The organism is Pseudomonas sp. GW821-FHT05H12 (genome assembly GCF_059419385.1).
In genome coordinates this window covers 39,577-59,470 of the sequence record NZ_JBWKRS010000007.1, presented here as the reverse complement: position 1 = coordinate 59,470, position 19,894 = coordinate 39,577, and the positions used below count along the sequence as shown (strand labels likewise).

Below are 19,894 nucleotides of genomic sequence, written 5' to 3'. Positions count from 1 at the left end.
CCATCGCCGGCAAGCCGGCTCCTACAGGTGTTCGTCGTTGAACTCAGGCCTGCCACCACCGCTCAATCAGGCGCAGCCCATCCAACTCACCATACGGCGCGGTCTGCGCGCCATGGGCCACGCGGTTCGAACGTGCCGCCACGGAGCTGGCAAACAACGGCACAATCGCGCCGCCGTCGTCCCGGCACAGGGCCTGCATTTCGTTGTACATCTCCTGGCGCAGCGGGGCGTTCATCTCACCACGCGCAGCGGTGAGCAATTGGTTGAAGCGCGGGTTGTCCCAGTGGGTTTCATTCCACGCCGCGCCCTTGGCGTAGCCGATGCTGAACATGCGGTCGGCGGTCAGGCTGCTGTACCAGAACGAGGTGGTGAACGGTTGCTTCATCCACACATTGGAGAAGAACCCATCGGCCGGCTCGCGCACTACATCGATATCGATACCGGCCTGGCGCGCCTGCTCCTTGAACAACACCGAGGCATCCACCGCGCCGGTGTAGGCCGCATCGGACGCTTGCAGGCGCACCTTGAGCGATTCCACGCCGGCCTTGCGCAGGTAGAAGCGCGATTTTTCCGGGTCGTAGGTGCGCTGCTCCAACGCCGCGTTGATAAAGCGACTGCCAGGCTGGATCGGGTGATCGTTGCCCACCAGGCCATAGCCGTACAGCACCGACGCCAGCAAGCTTTCGCGGTTGATCGCATGCTTCATCGCCATGCGGATATCGTTGTTCTTGAACTCGTTGCTGTCGCACAACATCGGGAAGGTGTAGTGCTGGGCGCCTTTGGTTTCCTCGATCACCAGATTGGGGTTGCGCTTGAGCAGCGCCACGGTCTTCAGGTCGACCTTGTTGATCACGTCCACTTGCCCGGTGACCAACGCGTTGACCCGTGCCGCGCCGTCGGCAATGGCCAACAGCTCGGCGCTGGCGAAGTGTGCGCGGTCCGGTTTCCAGTAGTCGGGGTTGCGCTCCAGGTCCATGCGCACGCCGGGCTCGAAGCTCTTCAGGCGATACCCGCTGGTGCCCATACCGGCTTGCCAGTCGGCCACGCCGTCCTTGGCGGGCATGATCACCAGGTGGTAATCGGCGACCACATAGGCAAAGTCGGCGTTGCCCGAATGCAGCTCGAACACCACCGTGTCGTTGCCCTTGGCGCTGACGCTGGCGACATCGCCGAGCACGGTCTTGGCCGCCGAGGTGGAGTCTTTGCTCAGGTGGTGATTGATCGACACCACCACGTCTTCGGCGGTCAGGCTTTTGCCGTTATGGAACGTCACGCCCTGGCGCAGGGTGAAGGTCCACACCCGCGCATCCGGGGTGGACTCGAACCGCTCGGCCAGCTCAGGGATGGCGGTGCCGTTGACGGCAATTTCAGTCAGCGTGTTGTACACCGCCGAGAAGCCGACGAAGGTGAAGGTATCGACCCAGGAGCCGGGGTCGCGAGAGTCGGTGGTGCTGCCCCCGGCCAGGCCCAGGCGCAGCACGCCACCGGGCTTGGGGGTGGCATCAGCGGCAAAAGCCGGCAACGGCAAGCCCATGGAGAACGCAGCAGCCACTGCACCGGCCACGGCGCTGTGCTTGAGGAAATCCCGTCGGTGCATCACTTGAGTCATTTTGTTGTTGTTTTCGCTCATGGTCTTGTTCCTCTAAAGGTCAACAGGCATAGGCATGTTTCAGCTCGATCAAGGTCACGCCATTGCGTTTGAAACCATTGCGCAAGTCCGTCTGCAATTCATCCAGGTTGTGTGGCTGGTTCACGGTGCAGCCGAACGCCTGGGCGAACAGCGCAAAATCCGGGTTACGCGGCAACACGCCGATGGGCTCGATATCGAGGCTCAGCATGTCATCGCGAATCTGGCCGAGGGCGTCGTTATTCCACAGCAGCACCACCAGCGGGCTGTCCAGTTCTTCGACGGCGGTGGCCAGTTCCTGCGCGGTGTAGAGAAAGCCGCCATCGCCCACCAGCACCAGGCCCGGCCGCTGCGGCGCACCGAACTTGGCGCCGATGCCGGCCGGCAAACCGTAGCCGAGGGTGCCGTAGCCCGTGGGGTGCAACCAGCTACGCGGTGCACGGCTTTGGTAGGCGTAGTTGCCGGTGTAGGCCAACTGGGTCATGTCGCTACTGATGAAGGCGTTGGCCGGCAGTTCGGCCGCGATGCGGTCGAGGATGGCCTGGTGAATCGACTGCAACGGGCCATGCCCAAGCTCGACGGCCTGGAGCAGTGCCGCGACTTTTTCAACCGCCTCGGCGGGGTCACGCAATGCCGTCGGCAAATGCTCCAGCAACGCCTGCACCGTCTGCCGGGCATCGCCGCGCAACGCCACCGCGCAGGGGTAGAAATCATTGAACTTGCGCGGGTCGATATCCACCCGCAGCAGCTCTCCGGTGAGCGGCAAGCGCTCGCGCCAGTAATCGGTGTCGGCCATTTCCGTGCCGACGGCCAGCACCACATCCGCCTCGCTGATCAGTTGCCAACCGGGTTCCACGCAGAGGGTCGAACCGGCATTCAGCGGGTCATTGATCGGCAACAGGCCCTTGCCCGCCACGCTGGTGAAAAACGGCGCGGCCAATTGTGTGCTCAAACGCTGCAAGGCTTCACCGGCGGCCAGCGCGCCGCCACCGGCTATGATCATCGGCCGCTTGGCCGCCGCGAGCTTGGCCACTGCCAACTCCAGCGCGTCAACCGACGGCAAACCACGCCCTGGACGGCGCACCACCTCGCTGCTCCAGTCGCGCTTGATCGGCGCTGCCAGCACATCCAGCGGCACTGAGATGTGCACCGGGCGCGGCCGTTCGCTGTCGAACACCGCGTAAGCCCGGGCGACCAGTTCAGGTAAATCTTCGGCGCTCAACGCCACCGCCGAAAATGCGGTGATCGGTGCCGTGATCGCCCGCTGGTCCTGGGTTTCATGCAGAATGCCCCACCCCTTGCCGAGGCTGGCGGTGCTGTTGACGCTGGAGATCACCAGCATCGGAATCGAATCGGCATAGGCCTGGCCGATGGCCGTGGCCGCATTGGTCACGCCGGGGCCGGTGATCACGAAGCACACCCCCGGCTTGCCGCTGACCCGCGCATAGCCGTCGGCCATGAAGCCGGCGCCTTGTTCGTGGCGCGTGAGCACATGGCGAATGCCACTGCCAGGCAGGCCCCGGTACAGCTCCAGGGTGTGAACTCCGGGAATGCCGAAGACCGTGTCGACGCCGTAGTTGGCCAGCAACCGTACCAAGGCCTGGCCGCCTGTCATCGTCTTGTCAAACATGTTCACCTCCCAGGCGGATCAACGCATCGACCGCCGTGGCGCCGTGGGCGCTGACCAGCAGTGGGTTCACATCCAGCTCCAGCAAGCGCCCGGCGTTGGCACAGGCGTAATCGGCCACCGCACGGATCGCTGCGACCACGCTTTCCATGTCCGCCCTGTCTCGCCCGCGAAAGCCTTGCAGCAGGGTCGCACTGCGCAGGCTGAGCACGGCGTTGCGGATTGCATCATCGGTGGTGGGCAGCAACAGGCTGCGACTGTCTTTGAGCAGTTCCACCAGGATGCCGCCCGCGCCGATGACCAGGGCCAGGCCGAAATCGTTTTCGCGCTTGATGCCCACGATCAGCTCGGCCAACGGTGGTGTGGCCATGGACTCCAGCAGCAACTGGTCAAACACCACCGTCGGTGCATACGCGGCGATGTGCTCACGCATCAGCGACAGCGCCGTGGTCAGCGCGACGCCGTCCTTGAGGTTGAGCGCCACGGCGCCCGCTTCGGTCTTATGCGGCAAATCTGCACTGACCGCCTTGAGCACCAGCGGGTAACCCAGCAACTCGGCATCGCCCACGGCCCGCCCCGGTGTGCTCAATACCCCGGCTGGCGTGGCCAGGCCAAAGGCGCGCAGGGCTTGCTTGGACGTCCATTCATCCAGCGCCAATCCGTGGCCATCCAGTGCTTGCGGGCAGAGCGGCTCAAGGATCGATTCGCCGCGCGCCAGCAAGGTACGGCGGGTGGTTTGATATGCCGCAATCCGCCCCCAGGCCGCGAGTGCGTCCTCGACCCCTTGCAGTGCCGCAATGCCCTCGGCATGCAAGCGCTGGCGGGCATGGGGCGGCAACAGTTCAGGAAACGCCGAGGTGACAAACCCGGTCTTGCCATGGCGACCCAGGGCGTCGCAAAACAGATCCAGCAACAGGTCGCATTCCTTGCGCTCGCCGGTGAACTCCGCCGGGTAATCCAGCACCAGCATGGCCGCATCGGCGTCAGTGCGCAGCGCCGTGTCGAGCATGGCGTTGAGGGCTTCACGGTCGCCCCAGATGGCGGTGGTGAAGTCCAGCGGGTTGACCAGGTTGGCGTAGCTGGGCAGCACGTGGGCCAGTTCGCCGCGCTGGTCTTCGTCGAGTTTTGGCAGGGTGAGCTGGTTGCGCTCGGCGTAGTCGGCAATCAGCCCGGCATCGCCACCGGAGCAGGCCAGTGCGATCAGGCTATGACCCGCAGGCAGGTTGCCGCACGCGGCGGCCTTGAGGGTCTCGACAAAACTCACCGGCCCGCTCACGCGAATCACCCCCAGCCGCGCAAACAGGCTGTCATACAGCGCATCGGAGCCGGACAACGAACTGGTATGACTCAAAGCCAGCTCGGCACCAATCTGCGACACGCCGGTTTTCAACGCGATGATCGGGATACCTTTTTCCAGCGCCTTGTGCGCCGCACGGGCAAAGCCCGGCACATTTTTCAAGCCTTCCAGATGCAGGCCGATGGCAGTGACACGCGGCTCATCGAGCAACACGTCCATCAATTCGGCAACACCCAGCTGCGCCTGGTTGCCCACCGACGCCATGTAGGCAACTGGCAACGAGCGGTCGCTCATGGACAGGTTATAGGCGAAGTTGCCGCTCTGGGTCAGCACCGCCACGCCCTTCTCCACCGCCTTGCCGCCGTGGGCCACCGGCCACAGCGCCGAGCTGTGCAGGTAGTCGAGCAGGCCGTAGCAGTTGGGGCCGAGCAAGGCCATGTCGCCCGCAGCGGCTAACAGCTGTTGCTGCAGGGCCGCGCCGCTGGCCCCCGTTTCGGCAAACCCGGAGGCGTAGCAGATGGCGCCGCCGGTGCCGATGGCGGCCAACTCGGCGACGCAGGTCAGGGTCAGTTCACGGTTGGTGGCGATAAACACCGCATCCGGGGCGCAGGGCAAATCAGCAACCCGGCGCACGCAGGGGATGCCATCAAGGCTGTCGTGCTGCGGGTTGACCAGCCACATCGGCCCGTCAAAACCACCCTCGGCGCAGCGCTTGAGTGCGCGGGCCATGCTGCGCCCGCCCACAAAGGCCAGGTGCCGGGGCGCCAGCAGGCGCTTGAGGTTGTCGCGAATAGCCTGGGACATAAGCGTTCTCCGCGCCGATCAGCGCAACAGTGGCCGCAACAGCTCGCGGGCGATGATATGGCGCTGGATTTCCGAAGTGCCTTCCCAGATCCGTTCGATCCGCGCGTTGCGCCAGATGCGCTCCACCGGGCCTTCGTCCATCAGGCCCATGCCGCCAAAAATCTGCACGGCCTCATCGGCGACCTTGCCCAGGGTTTCGCTGGCAAACAGCTTGGCCATGCCGGCCTCGCCGTCGGTCATGCTGCCCTGGTCCATCTTCCAGGCGGTGTGCAGGGTCAACAGCTCGGCGGCGCGGATTTGCGTGGCCATGTCGGCCAGCTTGAAACTCACGCCCTGGTAGGTGCCGATCGGCTGGCCGAACTGCTTGCGATCAGCCGCCCATTGCAGCGACACATCCAGCGCCCGCTGGGCCTGGCCGACACAGTTAGCGGCGACCATCACACGGCCGGCCGTCAGCCAGGCATTGGCCACGTCCCAGCCCTTGCCCACTTCGCCCAGCACTTTGGAGGCTGGCACGCGGCAGTCGTCGAAAAACATTTCATAGGTGTGGTAGCCACGGTTGCTCACGCACTTGGGGCCACGGCGGATGGTCATGCCCGGCGTGCCGCGGTCCACCAGGAACGAGGTCACGGCATTGCGCTGCCGGCCGTTGTGCTCGTAGGTGTCGGTGACCGCGAACACGATAGCGAAATCGGCGTGCCCGGCATGGCTGATAAAGTGCTTGCTGCCGTTGATCACAAAGTCATCGCCGCTGCGCACCGCACGGGTCTTGATGGCGTTGGCGTCAGAGCCGGCCCCCGGTTCGGTGAGGGCAAAGCAGTCGATTTTCTCGCCCCGAATGCACGGCAACAAGTAGTCCTCGATCTGCGCGCCGGTGCAGGCCATGAGGATCTTGGAGGGGCGCGCAACGAACACATGCAGCGCCCACGACACCTTCGACAACTCGCGTTCGATCAAGGCCTGGGACAGGTAGTCGAGGCCCCCGCCACCCACCTCTTCCGGCATGTTGAAGGCATAGAAACCGGCAGCAATCGCCTTGTCGCGGATCTGTGCGGCCAGCGCTGGCGAGACCTCGTCGGCACGGTCCACGGCCTCCTCATGGGGCAGCAATTCCTTGGCAACAAAACTGCGTACCGCGTCCACCAACATGTCTTGTTCTTGGCTGAGTTGGAAATTCATGGCGCTACCTGTTCGGAGGTGTTGTTGTTATTTGCCGCTGAAAATCGGGAGGCGTTTTTCCATCGAGGCGCGCAGGGCTTCGGCACCATCAGCACTGCGCCCGCACAACAGGCCGGCGGCCAGTTCCGCCTGCAATTGCTCGGGCAGGCTGCGGTCGGCGCCTTCGCGGATCAGGGTCTTGGTCTGGGCAAAGGCGAAGGTCGGGCCGTTGGCCAGGCGTGCCGCCAGTTCAAGGGTGTGGGCCTGCAGTTGGTCATCGGCGACCACTTCACCCACAAGCCCGGCGGCCAGCGCGCGGTCGGCGCTCCACAGCTCATCCAGGAAGAGCAGGCGCTTGGCTTGCTCGGTGCCGATCAGGCGCGGCAAGTGCCAGCTGGCACCGGCGTCCGGCGAGTAGGCCATGCTGGTATAGCCGGCCTTGAAGCGTGCCGATTGGGCGGCGACGCGCAGGTCGCAGCACAGGGTCAGGTCCATGCCGGCGCCGACGGCGGTGCCGTTGATGGCAGCAATCGTGGGTTTGTCGAGGGTGTGCAAGCGGGTCATCAGGGCGTGGGCGGTTTCGGTCCAGCCGTAGGTTTCCAGGGCGCCACGGGCTTCGGCATCGGCCCATTCCGCCAGGTCGGCACCGGCGCAGAAGCTGCGGCCACTGCCGGTCAACACCACCACCCGCACGCTGGCGTCGGCGTTGAAGCCGTCGAGCAAGGCATGCAGGTGCTTGAGGGTGGGGATATCGAGCGCATTGCGCTGGGGCCCACGGTTGAGGGTGATCCAGGCAACGCCTGCTTGCACTGCGGTGAGCACGGGCGAATCGATCGTCATGGCTTCCTCGAATTATTTTAATTGGCTTGAGGGGTGCGACATGGCGAGATACTAAACGAGCGTTCAGTAAGGTGGCAATCGGCAAACTGCAAATATTTTCAGAGGAGAAATGCCGGCCCGGACAGTGCGCCCAGGCGGCGAGAAAGGCTCAGGGTTTGAGCTGGTAACGCTGGCGCCCGGCGCCCTGCAGGCCGTCGACCCAGGCTTCGCAGATCTGAATGCCCTGCTCCGGGGTAAAGGTGCCGGGGTTAAGCCCCGACTCCAGCCACAGCCCGTCGAGCAAGGCGCTCAAGCCGATGGCGGCAAGGTCGGCATCGAAGTATTCCCAGCCCTCCTCCCCTGCCATGTCGGTCAGCGCCGAACGCATGATGGTGCGGTACTCGCCATAGGAGTGTTCGTGGGCCAGGTTGATGGCGGGCGCGGTCTTGACCGCGCCCCAGAACACCAGCCAGGCATCCAGCAGGTGCGGGTCGAGCAGCTCCGGGGAAAACGAGCCACGGAACAGCGCCGACAGCCGCTCCCGAGGGTCCGGCGGTGCCTTGGCCATGGTCTCGCGCAACAGGCTCATGACCTGGCCGGTGATGGTGCGGTAGGCCTCGGCGACCAGCTCATCCTTGCCCGAATAGTGATGGCTGATCAGCCCCACCGACACCCCGGCCTCGGCACTGATCTTGCGAATCGACGCGCCCTGGAAGCCGTCGCGCTTGAGGCACGTCAGCGTGGCCTGGACCAGATTGGCCTTGCGCACTTCCGGGTCCATCCGGGAAAAACGGGATTCCTGGGTCATGCGGCGGTTTCCTGCAGTTGAGTCGGCAGCCAGACTCTACATCACTCCCGGTAACCCGGCGACACCCGATCCAGCATGCGCAGCAACGCCGCCCAGGCCAGTTGCATGGCGTCCAGGTCAACCAGCTCGCCTTCGGCCAGCGGCCTGTCCGGGTTGTTGAATTGCTGTTCGGTGTAGGTACACACCTCGGCAGACGGCAGGATCAGCGTGCCGCAGGCCTGGGCGGCGATCTGGATATCGCAGGCTTTCTCCAGGTAGTACATGCGCAGGAATGCCTGGCTGACCGTCTCGCCCACCGTGAGCAAGCCATGGTTGCGCAGCATCAGCACCGGCTTGTCACCCAGGTCGGCCACCAGCCGCCGCTGCTCGTCCATGTCCAGGGCGACGCCTTCGTAATCGTGGTAAGCGACTTTGCCGTAGAACTCCATGGAGATCTGGTTCACCGGCAGTAACCCGCACTCCAGTGCCGCCACCGCGCAGCCCGCACGGGTGTGGGTGTGCAGCACACACTGGGCGTCTTCTCGGGCACCGTGAATTGCACTGTGGATGACAAAACCGGCCGGGTTGACCGCATACGCCGAGGGCTCCACCGCGCGGCCATCGAGGCCGATCTTCACCAGGCTGGAGGCGGTGATCTCATCGAACATCAGCCCGTAGGGGTTGATCAGGAAGTGATGCTCCGGCCCGGGAATACGCACCGAAATGTGGGTAAAGATCAGGTCGCTCATGCGGTAGTGCGCGATCAAGCGGTAGCACGCGGCAAGCTCTTCACGCAGTTGCTGTTCGGTGGAGTGAGTCATTTTTATGCTCCGGGCGGGGTGGGTGATGGCGACGCTAATCCACTCTTCAGTAGAAAAACAAGCACCCATGAAAAACAAGCACCAGTAAAAAAACAGGTTGATTTTTTACTGGCGCTCACCTCCTATAGAAAAATAACAACAATCGCGCCTGGAGTATCCGCACCATGTCGCACGCTGCCTTTCCCCACCTGTTCGAGCCCCTGCAACTGCGGGGAAAACGCCTGAAGAACCGCATCATGTCCAGCGGGCACGACACCTCGATGCCCACCGACAACCGGGTCAACCCGCAGTTGATTGCCTACCACCGGGCCCGTGCAGAAGGTGGCGTGGGGCTGATTGTGTTGCAGGTGGCCGGGGTGCACGACAGCGCGCGGTACACCTCCCATGTGCTGATGGCCACGGACGATGCCTGCATCGAGGGCTACCGCGAATTGGCCGAGACTTGCCATGCCCACGGCACGGTGGTGCTGTCGCAGATCTTTCACCCGGGCCGCGAAATCATGGAATCGGCCGATGGCCTGCTGGCAGTGGCGTACTCCGCGTCAGGGGTGCCAAACGAACGGTTCCGGGTGATGCCTCGGGCGCTGGAGCAGCCGATGATCGACGAGATCGTCGCGGGCTACGCGGCGGCAGCCTCGCGGTTGTATCAAGCGGGGATCGACGGCGTGGAAGTGGTTGCGAGCCATGGCTACTTGCCGGCGCAGTTTCTCAATCCTCGGGTCAACCGGCGCACCGACGGGTACAACGGTTCGCTTGAGCAACGGTTGAGGTTCCTGCGAGAAATCATCGCCGCCGTGCGGCAAGTCACCGACACGCACTTCATCATCGGGCTGCGTATTTCGGCCGACGAGCGCGATGCCGAAGGTCTCACCGAAAGTGAATCCCTGGAAGCGGTGCAGAGCCTGCAAACGCACCTGGATTACGTGCATATCGTTGCGGGCACATCGGCGTCACTGGGCGGCGCGATCCATATCGTGCCGCCCATGGCGATTGCCGCCGCGTACCTGGCGGATGAGGCGGCCACGTTCAAGGCCAGCCTGTCGATTCCGCTATTCGTCACCGGGCGTATCAACCAGCCCCAGGAGGCCGAGTTGATCCTGGCGCGAGGCCAGGCCGATGTGTGCGGCATGACGCGCGCGCTGATCTGCGACCCGTTGATGCCCGCCAAAACCCTAAACGGTCAGGCCGAGGATGTACGGGCATGCATCGCCTGCAACCAGGCGTGCATCGGTCACTTTCACAAGGGGCTGCCGATCTCCTGCATCCAGCATCCGGAGACCGGCCGCGAGTTGCAATTCGGCGACCCGCGCCCGGCGATGACGCGCAAGCGTGTGATGGTGGTCGGCGGCGGCCCGGCTGGGATGAAGGCGGCGGCCGTGGCGGCACAGCGGGGGCACGCGGTGACACTCTATGAAGCCAGTGGGCAATTGGGTGGCCAGGTGCTGCTGGCGCAGTTGCTGCCACGGCGCAGTGAGTTCGGCGGCGCCAGCACCAACCTGCAACGGGAGATGGAGTTGGCGGGCGTACGTGTGGTGCGCAACACCCGGGTTGATCGCGCCCTGGTGGAACGGGAGCAACCCGACCACGTGATCATCGCCACCGGCGCCGAACCCTATTGGCCGGCCTTCGAACAAGGCGGCGAGCTGCAAGTGGTCGACGCCTGGCAGGTGCTGCGCGGCGAGGTCGAACTGGGTCGTTCGGTGGTGGTGGTCGACTGGCGCTGCGACTGGATCGGCCCCGGCATTGCCGAACGCCTGGTGCGCGCCGGCCACGCCGTACAACTGGCGGTCAACGGCACACATTGCGGGGAAAACCTGCCGCTGTATGTGCGCGACCAACTGGCCGGCGAGTTGCATCGCCTGGGCATCCCGATCATTCCCTACGCCCGCCTCTACGGCTGTGATGACAGCACCGTGTACCTGCAACACACCGCCAGCGGCGAGCCGATGTTGCTCGAATCGGTCGACACCCTGGTGTTGTGCCAGGGCCATCAGCCGGTAGACACTCTGGGTGCACAGCTGCAAGGGGTGATGCCCTTCGATCGCATTGGCGATTGCCTGGCACCGCGCACCGCCGAAGAGGCGATCTATGAAGGACTGAAGGTAGCGTGGACGCTTTGAACGACGAATCAGCGCAATTGTTTTTGGGCACCCGCATTCGCGGCCTGCGCAAGGCTCGCGGCCTGACGCTGACGGACCTGGCGCAGATGAGTGAATTGACCGCCGGCTACCTGAGCCAGCTGGAGCGCAACCTGGCTTATCCGTCGATCCCGGCGCTGTTCAATATCGCCCGCAGCCTGGGGGTGACCATCCAGTGGTTCTTCGCCAGCGAAACCGTGCCGGCAGCGGAGGACGAAGGTTATGTGGTGCGCAGGGGCAACCGCCAGAGCATTCGCTACGAAGACGGCATTGTCGATCAACTGCTGACGCCGTTGCCCAATCACCAGTTGGAAATGCTGCACTCGTGCTTTCCTCCGGGCACCTACAGTCAAGAGAGCTACAGCCATGAGGGTGAGGAAGCCGGGTACGTACTGAGTGGGCAGTTTGAGTTGTGGGTGGGTGAGCGGCGCTTTTTGCTGGATGAGGGCGACAGCTTCAGCTTTGCCAGCAACGAGCCCCATCGCTATGGCAACCCGGGCAAGGTGGAAACCGTGGTGATCTGGGTGATAACACCGCCGACATTTTAAGCCGCTGGTGGCAATGGAGACCTTTCCTACGGGAACTGGCGACAGTGGCGTGGCGGCCATCAGTGGTGAAGGCCTGGGAGCGCTTGCTATAAAACTGGCTACTTCTTTTCGAGGTTGTGGCTATGTTTGGATTGCATCTGCTGTGCTGTAAACCCACCCCGGATGAACTGGCGACCGCGAAGGCCGTCAAGTCGCTCAAGACCTGGAAGATCACGGGCAGGTACATCTCGCTGGACCCCGTCGAGATCATGTCCTCGCAAAACTATCGGAATGCGATACGCCAGATCCGCAAAATGGAGACTGACGATTCATGGGCCTGCTAATCATTCTGCCACTGCTGGTCAGCGGTTATCTGGTCTGCATCAAACACCCCTATTACTACTGCCGCCTGCATCGCTTCGATGGGCAGTTGCTTTATCTGCAGGTAGCGCGACTGGGAGTCGCTTGCCTGCTTGCAGCCACCTTCTTGAGTGCTCTGGTACTGGTCGTGTCAAAACAGAACCTGTACGCGGGCGGTAGGTTGGTCCCGACCGACTACAGTGACTATCTGGGTTCCCAGTTGGTGCAACTCGATATTGCCAATGAAAAAAACTGCACGCTGTGGGTGTTCCTGCTGCAAGTCGGGCTGACATCGATGCTCATGCCTTTTTGCTGGGCACGGTTGTATGTCCTGTCCAAAAGCAGCCGCCTGAGTCTCGAAAATGCCACGCAGTTGGACTGGCAGTTGACCCTCGGTATTCTTGAAGGCACACCGTTCAAGACGTTGCTCAAGGAGTCAATTCAACAACAAGTGCCGTGCATGTTCAGTTTCAGTGACCGAAAAGTGTATGTAGGCATTGTTGCCGTGGTTGGCGGGCCGACTGAGTCGGACGGTGTGGACCACGCATTCACCCTGATCCCCCTGCTCAGCGGCTACCGCGACAAAGACACGCTCGAAGTCACGCTCAACACCCACTACGCAAACGTGATCACACCGGCGCCCATCATGCTTATCCAGGAAAACGTCGTCTCGGCCACGCGCTTCGACTTCACCACCTGGAACAGCTTCCAGTCCCGCAAACACCGCAAGGCACGCCAGGGCCAGTTCTACCAACACCGCCCGGCGCGCCCGTTGAAAGCCTCAAGCGCCTGCGCCTGAGGCCTTGCGCGTCACGTCAATCAAACTTCCAGTTCAACCCCACGCGCAGCATCTGCCCATCGTTCTTGAACTTGGAGTCGTACCCGGTGCCCGCCCCGCCACTGCCCGGAATCACCGCCACGTTCAGCTTGTCCTCGCCCAGGTCGTAGTACAGGTATTCGGTCTTGAACGACAGGTTCTGGGTAATCGCCTGCTCGATACCGGCGCCCACGGTGTAACCCATCTTGAAATGGCTTTGATCGCCGCTGAACTGCGTGTTTCCAGTAGGACCGAACATGTCGACGCTCTGGCTTGTTTCGCCGTAGGCCAAGCCGGCCGTGCCGTAGATCAAGGTGTGGTCAAAGGCATAACCGAAGCGACCGCGCAGGGTGCCGAGGTACTTGATCTTCGACTCGAACTTGTTGTTCAGCGCCAGGTGGGTGTTGAGTTGCGAGGTGCCGATAGTGCGGCTGTCTTGCAGGTCGGTGTGGGAGATGTCGGCCTCGATGCCGGCAACCCATTGGCCGAACTGGTAGTTGTAGCCGATCTGCGCACCGCCCAGCAGGCCATTGCGGTCCAGGTCAACCCGACCCGGGCGGGCGCCGCCGTTGATGTTGGCAATGTTCGGTGCAGCCTGGCCCTTAGTGTTGACGTCTCCGTCGCCACCAAAGCCGTAGCCGGCACTCAGGCCACCGTAGAAACCGGTCCAGTCGGTGGGGCCTTCGGCAGCCTGGACGGAGGCGCAAGCCACCACAGTAAGCGCAGTAACGCCGAGTAAACGAGTGATCATGTAGAAGCTCCTGGTTTTTTTGGTTGATTGACAGGCACAGCGTTGCCGCACGCCGAATGGGATCGGCGCGAAGCGTGAATTCAGATAAGGGGGGTCAGCACCGAACCGAACAGTTCGGGGTAAGGCTATTGGCCGAGGAAGCGGTAGTCGGCGCTGTAGGGTTCCACGTGCAGTTCACCGGCTTGCTCGCAGCTGCCACTGAACACACCGCCCAACGTATGCAAGCGCTCCACGGCAACCACCTGCGCCAGCCCACCCTCGCCCTGATGGTCGACCACCCCCAGGCGCAACAGCGGGATATCCTTGGGGCCGGCCCCCGGGGCCTGGGCAAGCACCTTGCCCACCACCGCACTACGGTCATCCAGCTGCCAGGTCGGCCCGGCGAAATGCCGACCGACCGTCTTGCCGTTGATCATCAACGTGGCCAGCGGCTCGCGAAACTGCCAGCCCAACTGGCCGTTGCTGTCCTTGGCGCAGGTGTAGATCTGCACACCCGTTGCCTGCACCGTCATCAGCACATGTTTCGCAGCTCCCGCGGCCGGTTCCGGCAGGTCCTGGGCCTGGGCACGCTGTGCGTCGATTGCACAGAGCACCAGCACCACCAGGCCGATCACCTGCAATACCATCAGCGCCAGGCGATTACGGCGCGCTACAACGTCGGGGTCGGTGTTGCTCATTGTTCGCCTGTCAGAAGAAGGGTCGAGAAGGGTCTGGTCAATCATTTTGGGATCCATCGGTAGTCGATCACGGCTGGTTATCAGCGTCTGCAGGATGAACAACCGACCCGAAGTATTTATTCCCGACTTTTTTCCAGACCCGGCGAAAACGCCCCACCTACCAGACCTCCACCTTCAACTCCGCGCGTTGACTGGCGGGCATCGGCAGCGCCTTGCCGCTGTGTACCACGCCGTGTCGCGGCGACTCACGCTTGAGGTTCGGCACCGGGATACGCCCCCCGCCGCGCACGGTTTGCGCCCCATTCATCTGGAACTTGCCGTACGCAAAGTTCAGCCCCACGCCGTTCTGGCGCTGGAAATAAATCCACCAACGGCCCTCCTCGAACTTCATAAAGGCAAAGCCTCGTGGGTACGCATCCTCGCCATAGTCATCGAACGTCATGGCCGTGGCGAATCCCAGGCCATGCCCATCAAACCGGCTCAGGTACTCCTTGTTCAGATAATCGCTGCCGCCCTGCACATGGAACACCCGGTAGGTGGTGTCGTCGATGTGGTCGATCAGGATCGAACAACCACTGAAATCCGGCGTGAACACATAGCCAGTCGCACCGGGGTTGGCAGGAATGTCACAGAAGCTGCCCTGGGGCACCCAATGCCCCATCAGTGGCCGCTCGACCTTGCCGTACTCCCCCGGTTTATCCAGGGTCGCCAGGCGAAAGCCGCCGGCTTTGTGATCATTGACGTCAAACACATTCAGGCCGGCAACCAGCCCGGAAGGAATACGCTTGGCCGTCATGAAGTTCTGTTGCAGAAAGGTCTTGGTGGATGAAAACGCGTTCATGCATTGGGTGGACATAAGGGGCTCCGGGCAGTAGGAAAGCGTAGACGTGTTGCCGATCCTCAAACACCGTTCGGATCACGGGAAACCATGAGAAGAACACCCTCCCCCGATGCTTTATTCCATGATTTCGCTTAATCGAAATGAGCGATTTCCATGCAGATAATTGTCTTCTTCCTTCGCCCTTGCAGCCGGTAGCCTTCGGCCCTGCGATGCCTTGCGCACGCACGAACACCGGCTGTACCCACAGCATCGGTGCCTGACCCCAAGTGCTCGATAGATGGCGCCAACGTGAAGAAACTTTCGATTGCCCTACTCCTCGCCAGCCTGCTGCCCCTTGCGCTGGCACACGCGGCGGCGCCCAGCATCGCCGTGATCGCCTATGCGGAAAAACCGCTGAAGCTGATCCGCGCCACTGCGCTGTATACCGTCGGCCCCGGCACCCGCCTGCAAGGTGGCGACATCCTGCAGACCGGTGCTGCCGGCATCCAGATCGAAGGGCTCGCCGCAGCGACCCTGGCACTGGGGCCCGATACGCGCATCCTCATTGCGACCAACAGCAATGCCGCACAGATCAACCTGCTCAATGGCTGGTTGAAGCTGCAACCCGTCGCGGGCAACAGCCATGGGAACCTGGCGGTCACCACGGGAGGGCTGGCGTTCAACCTCACCGGCAGCGCCAGCGTGATCCATGTGGGCAAGCACCAGACCGAGATGTTCGTCGAGGACGGCAGCCAAGTGGTCAGCCAGCTCGACAACCGTGGCAAGGCCGACAGCAACGTCACCCTGGGCCATGAAGACTTTGCCCAGCGCGACGGCGACGGGCCACTCAAGCGTGTGCCGCGTCCCGAACAGGCGTTCATCGACGCCTTGCCGCCCCAGTTCCTCGACCCGTTGGTGCCCCTTGGCAAAAAGGCCCCCAAGGCAGCGGAGCCGAAAAAAGAGCGCGACGTCACCTACGACGACATCGCGCCCTGGGTGGTCAGCCCGCTGAACCTCAGCCAGCAGATGCTCGCCAGCCGTTTTGCTCCGCGACTCAACGACCCGGCGTTCCGCCAGGCGGTCAAGGTCAACCGCGGCGGCGTGCTGGAGTGGGAGCTGGAACTGCTGCACCTGGAGCGCCGCAAGAATGCGCACTGATCCTCACCACGCCTGTACCTGAAGGTCCTTATGAAACTGTCGCTCGCGGTCAAATTCAACGTGGTGTTCCTGGCGGTGTTCATCGTCGGTTTTATCGCCACCAGCCTCTCCACGAACTACATGCTGCAGCAGAGCGCGCGCCGGGAAACCCTGGAGACCGCGCGCATGCTGATGCGCTCGGCCTCGGCCGCCAGCACCTACACCGCCGAGCAGATCGTGCCGCTGTTGGAGAACCGCTTGAAGTTCCAGTTCCTGCCGCAGTCGGTGCCGGACTTCGCCGCCATTTCGCACCTGCAGGAGCTGCTCAAGTCCTATCCGGACTATGCCTACAAGGAAGCCACCCTCAACCCCACCAACCCACGCGACCTGGCCAATGACTGGGAGAAAAGCCTGATCAACAACCTGCGCAGCCAGCCGCAGGCAGACGAGTTGGTCGGCGAGCGTAGCGACGAAAAAGGCGCCGCGCTGTACATCGCGCGGCCGATCCAGATCAAGGACGGGGCTTGCCTGGCGTGCCACAGCACACCCGAAGCGGCACCCAAAACCATGGTCGACATCTACGGCGCGAGCAACGGCTTTGGCTGGAAGCTCAACGACACCATCGGCGCGCAACTGGTCACCGTGCCACTGGACCTGCCGCTGCAACGGGCCAGAAGCCTGCTGCACAGCTACATGCTGTCGATGCTGGGGATTTTTGCCGTGCTGTTCGTAGCCTTGAACGTGGCGGTGCACCTGTTTGTCACCCGTCGCCTGCGGCAGATGTCGGCGCTGGCCGACCGGGTCAGCCTGGGTGAAACCGACGTGCCACCGATGGACGTCAGCGGCAGCGACGAGCTGGCGCGCCTGGGCCAGTCGTTTGGCCGCATGCGCACCAGCCTGGTCAGTGCCATGAAGATGCTTGAGGAATAGGTTCGCGATCATGCTTGAACAACTTGGCAAGTACCGCATCGACAGCGTACTCGGCAAAGGCGCCATGGGTACGGTGTACAAGGCGTTCGACCCGAACATCGCACGTACAGTGGCGCTCAAGACCATCCGCAAGGAGCTGTTCGGCGACAGCCAGCACGCCGAGCTGGTCAGCCGTTTCAAGAATGAGGCCCAGGCAGCCGGACGCCTGATGCACCCCAATATCGTCGGCGTGTACGACTACGGCGAGGATGAAGGCTCGGCGTACATCGCCATGGAGTTTGTCGAGGGCACGCCGCTCAACACCTTGCTCGCCGCACAGACGCCCCGTGACCTGAGCCACAGCCTCGGCTGGATGCGCCAACTGTTGTCGGCCCTGGAATACGCCCATTCCAAAGGTGTGGTGCACCGCGACATCAAGCCGGCCAACCTGCTGATCACCGCCGACGGCAAGGTCAAGGTCACCGACTTCGGCGTCGCTCGCCTGGACTCTTCGACCCTCACCCAAACCGGTTCGATGATCGGCACGCCCAGCTACATGTCGCCCGAGCAGTTCTGCGGCGAGTTGATCGACGGCCGCTCCGATGTGTTTTCCGCCGGCATCGTGCTGTACCAATTGCTCACGGGCGAGCGGCCGTTCTCGGGCTCCGCCACCATGGTCATGCAGCAGATCCTCAACCAGACACCCGTGGCACCGTCGAGCCTCAACCTGGCGCTGGACCCGGCGCTGGATGCCGTCATCGTGCGCGCCCTGGCCAAACGCCCGGCCGAGCGCTACCCCTCGGCCCAGGCGTTTCTCGACGATCTGGAAGCCCTGTTGGGCACGGCGACCGGCACCTGGACCAACGCCGAAATCGACGATGACCGCACCGTCTTGATCCGCCCCAACCAGCCCTTGAGCAGTGGGGTAACGCCGCTGCCAACCGGCACGGCGGCGCTCACCGAAGCGGTGGAAACCCTGACGCCCTGGAAGCTTGCGGTGATGCCGGAACTGGAATCGCTGCTGTCCCATCAGATCGGGCCGCTGGCACGTTTTCTGGTGCGCAAGAGCCTCAACGGTGCAGATGACTTCGACGCCATCTGCGCAGCACTGCTGCCCCACATCCCTTCCGAGCGTGGCCGGGAACAGTTCGCCAGTGCCAGCCAGTCGCTGTTCCTGCGCCTGAACCCGCCGACCGCGCCTGTGGAACCGCCCCGTGAGCCCACGGCGATCGAGCCGCCCACTGAAGTCACCCGCACCACTGAAACAGTGCCCGCGCCCCTTGACCCGGCCTTTTCGCAGATGGCCGAAAAGCGCCTGGCTGTGTTGATCGGCCCCATCGCGCGCATTGTGGTCAGCCGGGCTGCACGGGCCACCTCCTTGCGCCAACCGTTCCTGCAGCTGTTGGCCGAGCACATCGAGAGCGAGGCCCAGCGCCTGGCATTCCTCACCAGCTTCGAGTCTCTCCCATGACCGATTCCCCACTCAGCGCCTGCGGGCCCCATCAACTGGCCGCTGCGGTTGCCTATGGGGTCAGTGATGTCGGTTCGGTGCGCCAGAGTAACGAAGACAATTTTCTGGTGGAGCCGGCCCTGGGCCTGCTCGCCGTGGCCGATGGCATGGGTGGCCATGAGGCCGGCGCCCTGGCCAGCGCCGAAGCCTTGGTCAGCCTGCGCGAGGCCCTCAAGGTTCACAGCATCCACCCGCCCCACGACGGCCTCGACCCCGACGCCACCTGGTCCGACCCGCAGATGCAAGCCGCCAGCCTGCTGCATAACGCCATCGACCAGGTGAACCAGTGTGTTTACCAGCAGAACGTGGCCCGCCACATGAGCGAAGGCAGCGGCATGGGCACCACCCTCACCGGCGTGTGGCGCCCGCAATCAAACGGGCCGTTGCTGGTGTTCCATGTGGGCGACAGCCGCCTGTACCGCTACCGCGAGGGCGAACTGAGCCTGCTAACTCGCGACCAGACCTGGTACCAGCAAGCCCTCGAAGCCGGCAAGGTCGACCGGCTGCCCGCGCGCAACCTGTTGCTGCAAGCCATCGGCCCCGGCCCCCGGGTCGAACCGCAGGTACGTGTTCACCCGGTTCAGCCCGGCGACCTGTTGATGCTGTGCAGTGACGGCCTGCACGGCTGCGTGCCACACCAGGAAATGCTCCAGGTGCTCGCGGTCGCCCAACGCGACACGCTGGAAACGGCGTGCCGACGTCTGGTCAACCTCACCCGCGAGTACGCCGGGCGCGATAACGTCACGGTATTGCTGGCGTGGTTCGACCGATGAGTTGCCTCACGGCAACTTGAACGCATCGTCCACCGGCACGCGGTAGCCGGTGGCCAGACGGTTGGTTTCGTTGGCCATGCCAACCACTGCCTGCAACTCGCCAAACATCTCATCCGTCATGCCGGCCTTACGCGCAGCAGCCGTGTGGGACGCAATGCAGTACGGGCAGTTGTTGGTCACACTCACGGCCACGTAGAGCAGCTCCTTGGTCAGCGGGTCGAGTGCGCCCGGCGCCATGATCTCCTTGAGGCTTTCCCAGGTACGGCGCAGGGTCGGCGGGTGCGCGGCCAGGCATTTCCAGAAGTTGTTCACCTGCTCGACCTTGCGCGTTTGCATGATGTCGTCGTAGACCGCGCGCACTTCGGGGCTGGCATCGGCGTATTCGGTGAGGTGTTGGGTCATGGCATATCCAGGGTGAAGGGAGAGCGTTCTGGAATACCGCGCAGCAGCAGTGGCTGGCAAGTGAAGCCGGCAAATCCCGGATGACAAAGTGGATGAGCGGTCGTGTGGATGTTCAGAGATAGCACTGACCATT

General features: G+C 63.2%; 19 protein-coding genes. 8 read left to right on the top strand and 11 right to left on the bottom strand.

Features of this window, described 5'->3' with window-relative positions:
- Nucleotides 1-43 precede the first annotated feature (43 nt).
- The 7 genes from AC07SU_RS08240 to AC07SU_RS08210 all read right to left on the bottom strand — a co-directional run bounded on the left by AC07SU_RS08240 (nt 44) and on the right by AC07SU_RS08210 (nt 8,940).
- On the bottom strand, nt 44-1,630 hold the full coding sequence (locus AC07SU_RS08240; RefSeq protein ID WP_494996722.1) for an ABC transporter substrate-binding protein: 1,587 nt from the start codon (nt 1,628-1,630) through the stop codon (nt 44-46).
- Nucleotides 1,631-1,649: 19 nt separating this feature from the next.
- Nucleotides 1,650-3,257 carry a 5-guanidino-2-oxopentanoate decarboxylase gene (locus tag AC07SU_RS08235; protein ID WP_494996721.1) on the bottom strand — a complete coding sequence of 536 codons (1,608 nt, stop codon included), beginning with the start codon at nt 3,255-3,257 and terminating at the stop codon, nt 1,650-1,652.
- Nucleotides 3,250-5,355 (bottom strand): acetate--CoA ligase family protein, encoded by a 2,106-nt coding sequence (locus AC07SU_RS08230; RefSeq protein WP_494996720.1) that lies wholly within the window; start codon nt 5,353-5,355, stop codon nt 3,250-3,252. Before AC07SU_RS08230 ends, AC07SU_RS08235 begins: the two co-directional genes overlap by 8 nt.
- An 18-nt stretch (nt 5,356-5,373) precedes the next feature.
- Entirely contained in the window at nt 5,374-6,534 is a 1,161-nt protein-coding gene (locus AC07SU_RS08225; RefSeq protein ID WP_178924057.1) for an acyl-CoA dehydrogenase family protein, read from the bottom strand.
- A gap of 27 nt (nt 6,535-6,561) precedes the next feature.
- Complete coding sequence (locus tag AC07SU_RS08220) at nt 6,562-7,353, bottom strand: enoyl-CoA hydratase/isomerase family protein (protein WP_494996719.1); 792 nt, start codon at nt 7,351-7,353, stop codon at nt 6,562-6,564.
- Nucleotides 7,354-7,501: 148 nt separating this feature from the next.
- The gene (locus AC07SU_RS08215; protein ID WP_176997595.1) at nt 7,502-8,140 is read right to left on the bottom strand and encodes a TetR family transcriptional regulator C-terminal domain-containing protein; all 639 of its coding nucleotides are present in this window, start codon (nt 8,138-8,140) and stop codon (nt 7,502-7,504) included.
- 41 nt (nt 8,141-8,181) lie between these two features.
- Nucleotides 8,182-8,940, bottom strand: a complete 759-nt coding sequence (locus AC07SU_RS08210) for a class II aldolase/adducin family protein (protein ID WP_176997594.1) — start codon at nt 8,938-8,940, stop codon at nt 8,182-8,184.
- 164 nt (nt 8,941-9,104) lie between these two features.
- On the opposite strand from AC07SU_RS08210, the gene AC07SU_RS08205 reads away from it, so the two are divergent.
- The 4 genes from AC07SU_RS08205 (at nt 9,105) to AC07SU_RS08190 (ending at nt 12,764) form a co-directional block, all read left to right on the top strand.
- Entirely contained in the window at nt 9,105-11,060 is a 1,956-nt protein-coding gene (locus tag AC07SU_RS08205) for an oxidoreductase (RefSeq protein WP_494996718.1), read from the top strand.
- The gene (locus AC07SU_RS08200; RefSeq protein ID WP_176997592.1) at nt 11,048-11,626 is read left to right on the top strand and encodes a cupin domain-containing protein; all 579 of its coding nucleotides are present in this window, start codon (nt 11,048-11,050) and stop codon (nt 11,624-11,626) included. The genes AC07SU_RS08205 and AC07SU_RS08200 overlap by 13 nt, the downstream gene beginning before the upstream one ends.
- Nucleotides 11,627-11,748: 122 nt before the next feature.
- On the top strand, nt 11,749-11,949 hold the full coding sequence (locus tag AC07SU_RS08195; RefSeq protein ID WP_494996717.1) for a hypothetical protein: 201 nt from the start codon (nt 11,749-11,751) through the stop codon (nt 11,947-11,949).
- Entirely contained in the window at nt 11,937-12,764 is an 828-nt protein-coding gene (locus AC07SU_RS08190) for a hypothetical protein (RefSeq protein WP_494996716.1), read from the top strand. Before AC07SU_RS08195 ends, AC07SU_RS08190 begins: the two co-directional genes overlap by 13 nt.
- Nucleotides 12,765-12,780: 16 nt before the next feature.
- On the opposite strand, the gene AC07SU_RS08185 is transcribed toward AC07SU_RS08190, so the two are convergent.
- The 3 genes from AC07SU_RS08185 to AC07SU_RS08175 form a co-directional block, all read right to left on the bottom strand.
- A complete protein-coding gene (locus tag AC07SU_RS08185) occupies nt 12,781-13,533 on the bottom strand; it encodes an outer membrane protein (RefSeq protein ID WP_176997589.1) in 753 nt (250 codons plus the stop codon).
- Nucleotides 13,534-13,658: 125 nt separating this feature from the next.
- Nucleotides 13,659-14,210 carry a DUF3455 domain-containing protein gene (locus tag AC07SU_RS08180; RefSeq protein WP_494996715.1) on the bottom strand — a complete coding sequence of 184 codons (552 nt, stop codon included), beginning with the start codon at nt 14,208-14,210 and terminating at the stop codon, nt 13,659-13,661.
- Between the two features lie 157 nt (nt 14,211-14,367).
- Nucleotides 14,368-15,066 carry a hypothetical protein gene (locus tag AC07SU_RS08175; RefSeq protein ID WP_176997587.1) on the bottom strand — a complete coding sequence of 233 codons (699 nt, stop codon included), beginning with the start codon at nt 15,064-15,066 and terminating at the stop codon, nt 14,368-14,370.
- Nucleotides 15,067-15,339: 273 nt separating this feature from the next.
- Here AC07SU_RS08175 and AC07SU_RS08170 point away from each other — a divergent pair, with 273 nt between their 5' ends.
- From AC07SU_RS08170 to AC07SU_RS08155, 4 genes are read left to right on the top strand one after another with little or no spacing between them, the layout of a single operon-like run.
- Nucleotides 15,340-16,188, top strand: coding sequence for a FecR family protein (locus AC07SU_RS08170; RefSeq protein ID WP_494996714.1), 849 nt, complete (start codon nt 15,340-15,342; stop codon nt 16,186-16,188).
- A gap of 30 nt (nt 16,189-16,218) precedes the next feature.
- Nucleotides 16,219-17,097 (top strand): c-type heme family protein, encoded by an 879-nt coding sequence (locus AC07SU_RS08165; protein WP_494996713.1) that lies wholly within the window; start codon nt 16,219-16,221, stop codon nt 17,095-17,097.
- Between the two features lie 10 nt (nt 17,098-17,107).
- Nucleotides 17,108-18,547 (top strand): serine/threonine-protein kinase, encoded by a 1,440-nt coding sequence (locus tag AC07SU_RS08160; RefSeq protein WP_494996712.1) that lies wholly within the window; start codon nt 17,108-17,110, stop codon nt 18,545-18,547.
- Nucleotides 18,544-19,359, top strand: a complete 816-nt coding sequence (locus AC07SU_RS08155) for a PP2C family protein-serine/threonine phosphatase (protein ID WP_494996711.1) — start codon at nt 18,544-18,546, stop codon at nt 19,357-19,359. The genes AC07SU_RS08160 and AC07SU_RS08155 overlap by 4 nt, the downstream gene beginning before the upstream one ends.
- 6 nt (nt 19,360-19,365) lie before the next feature.
- On the opposite strand, the gene AC07SU_RS08150 is transcribed toward AC07SU_RS08155, so the two are convergent.
- Nucleotides 19,366-19,761, bottom strand: a complete 396-nt coding sequence (locus AC07SU_RS08150) for a carboxymuconolactone decarboxylase family protein (RefSeq protein ID WP_176997582.1) — start codon at nt 19,759-19,761, stop codon at nt 19,366-19,368.
- Between the last annotated feature and the right edge of the window lie 133 nt (nt 19,762-19,894).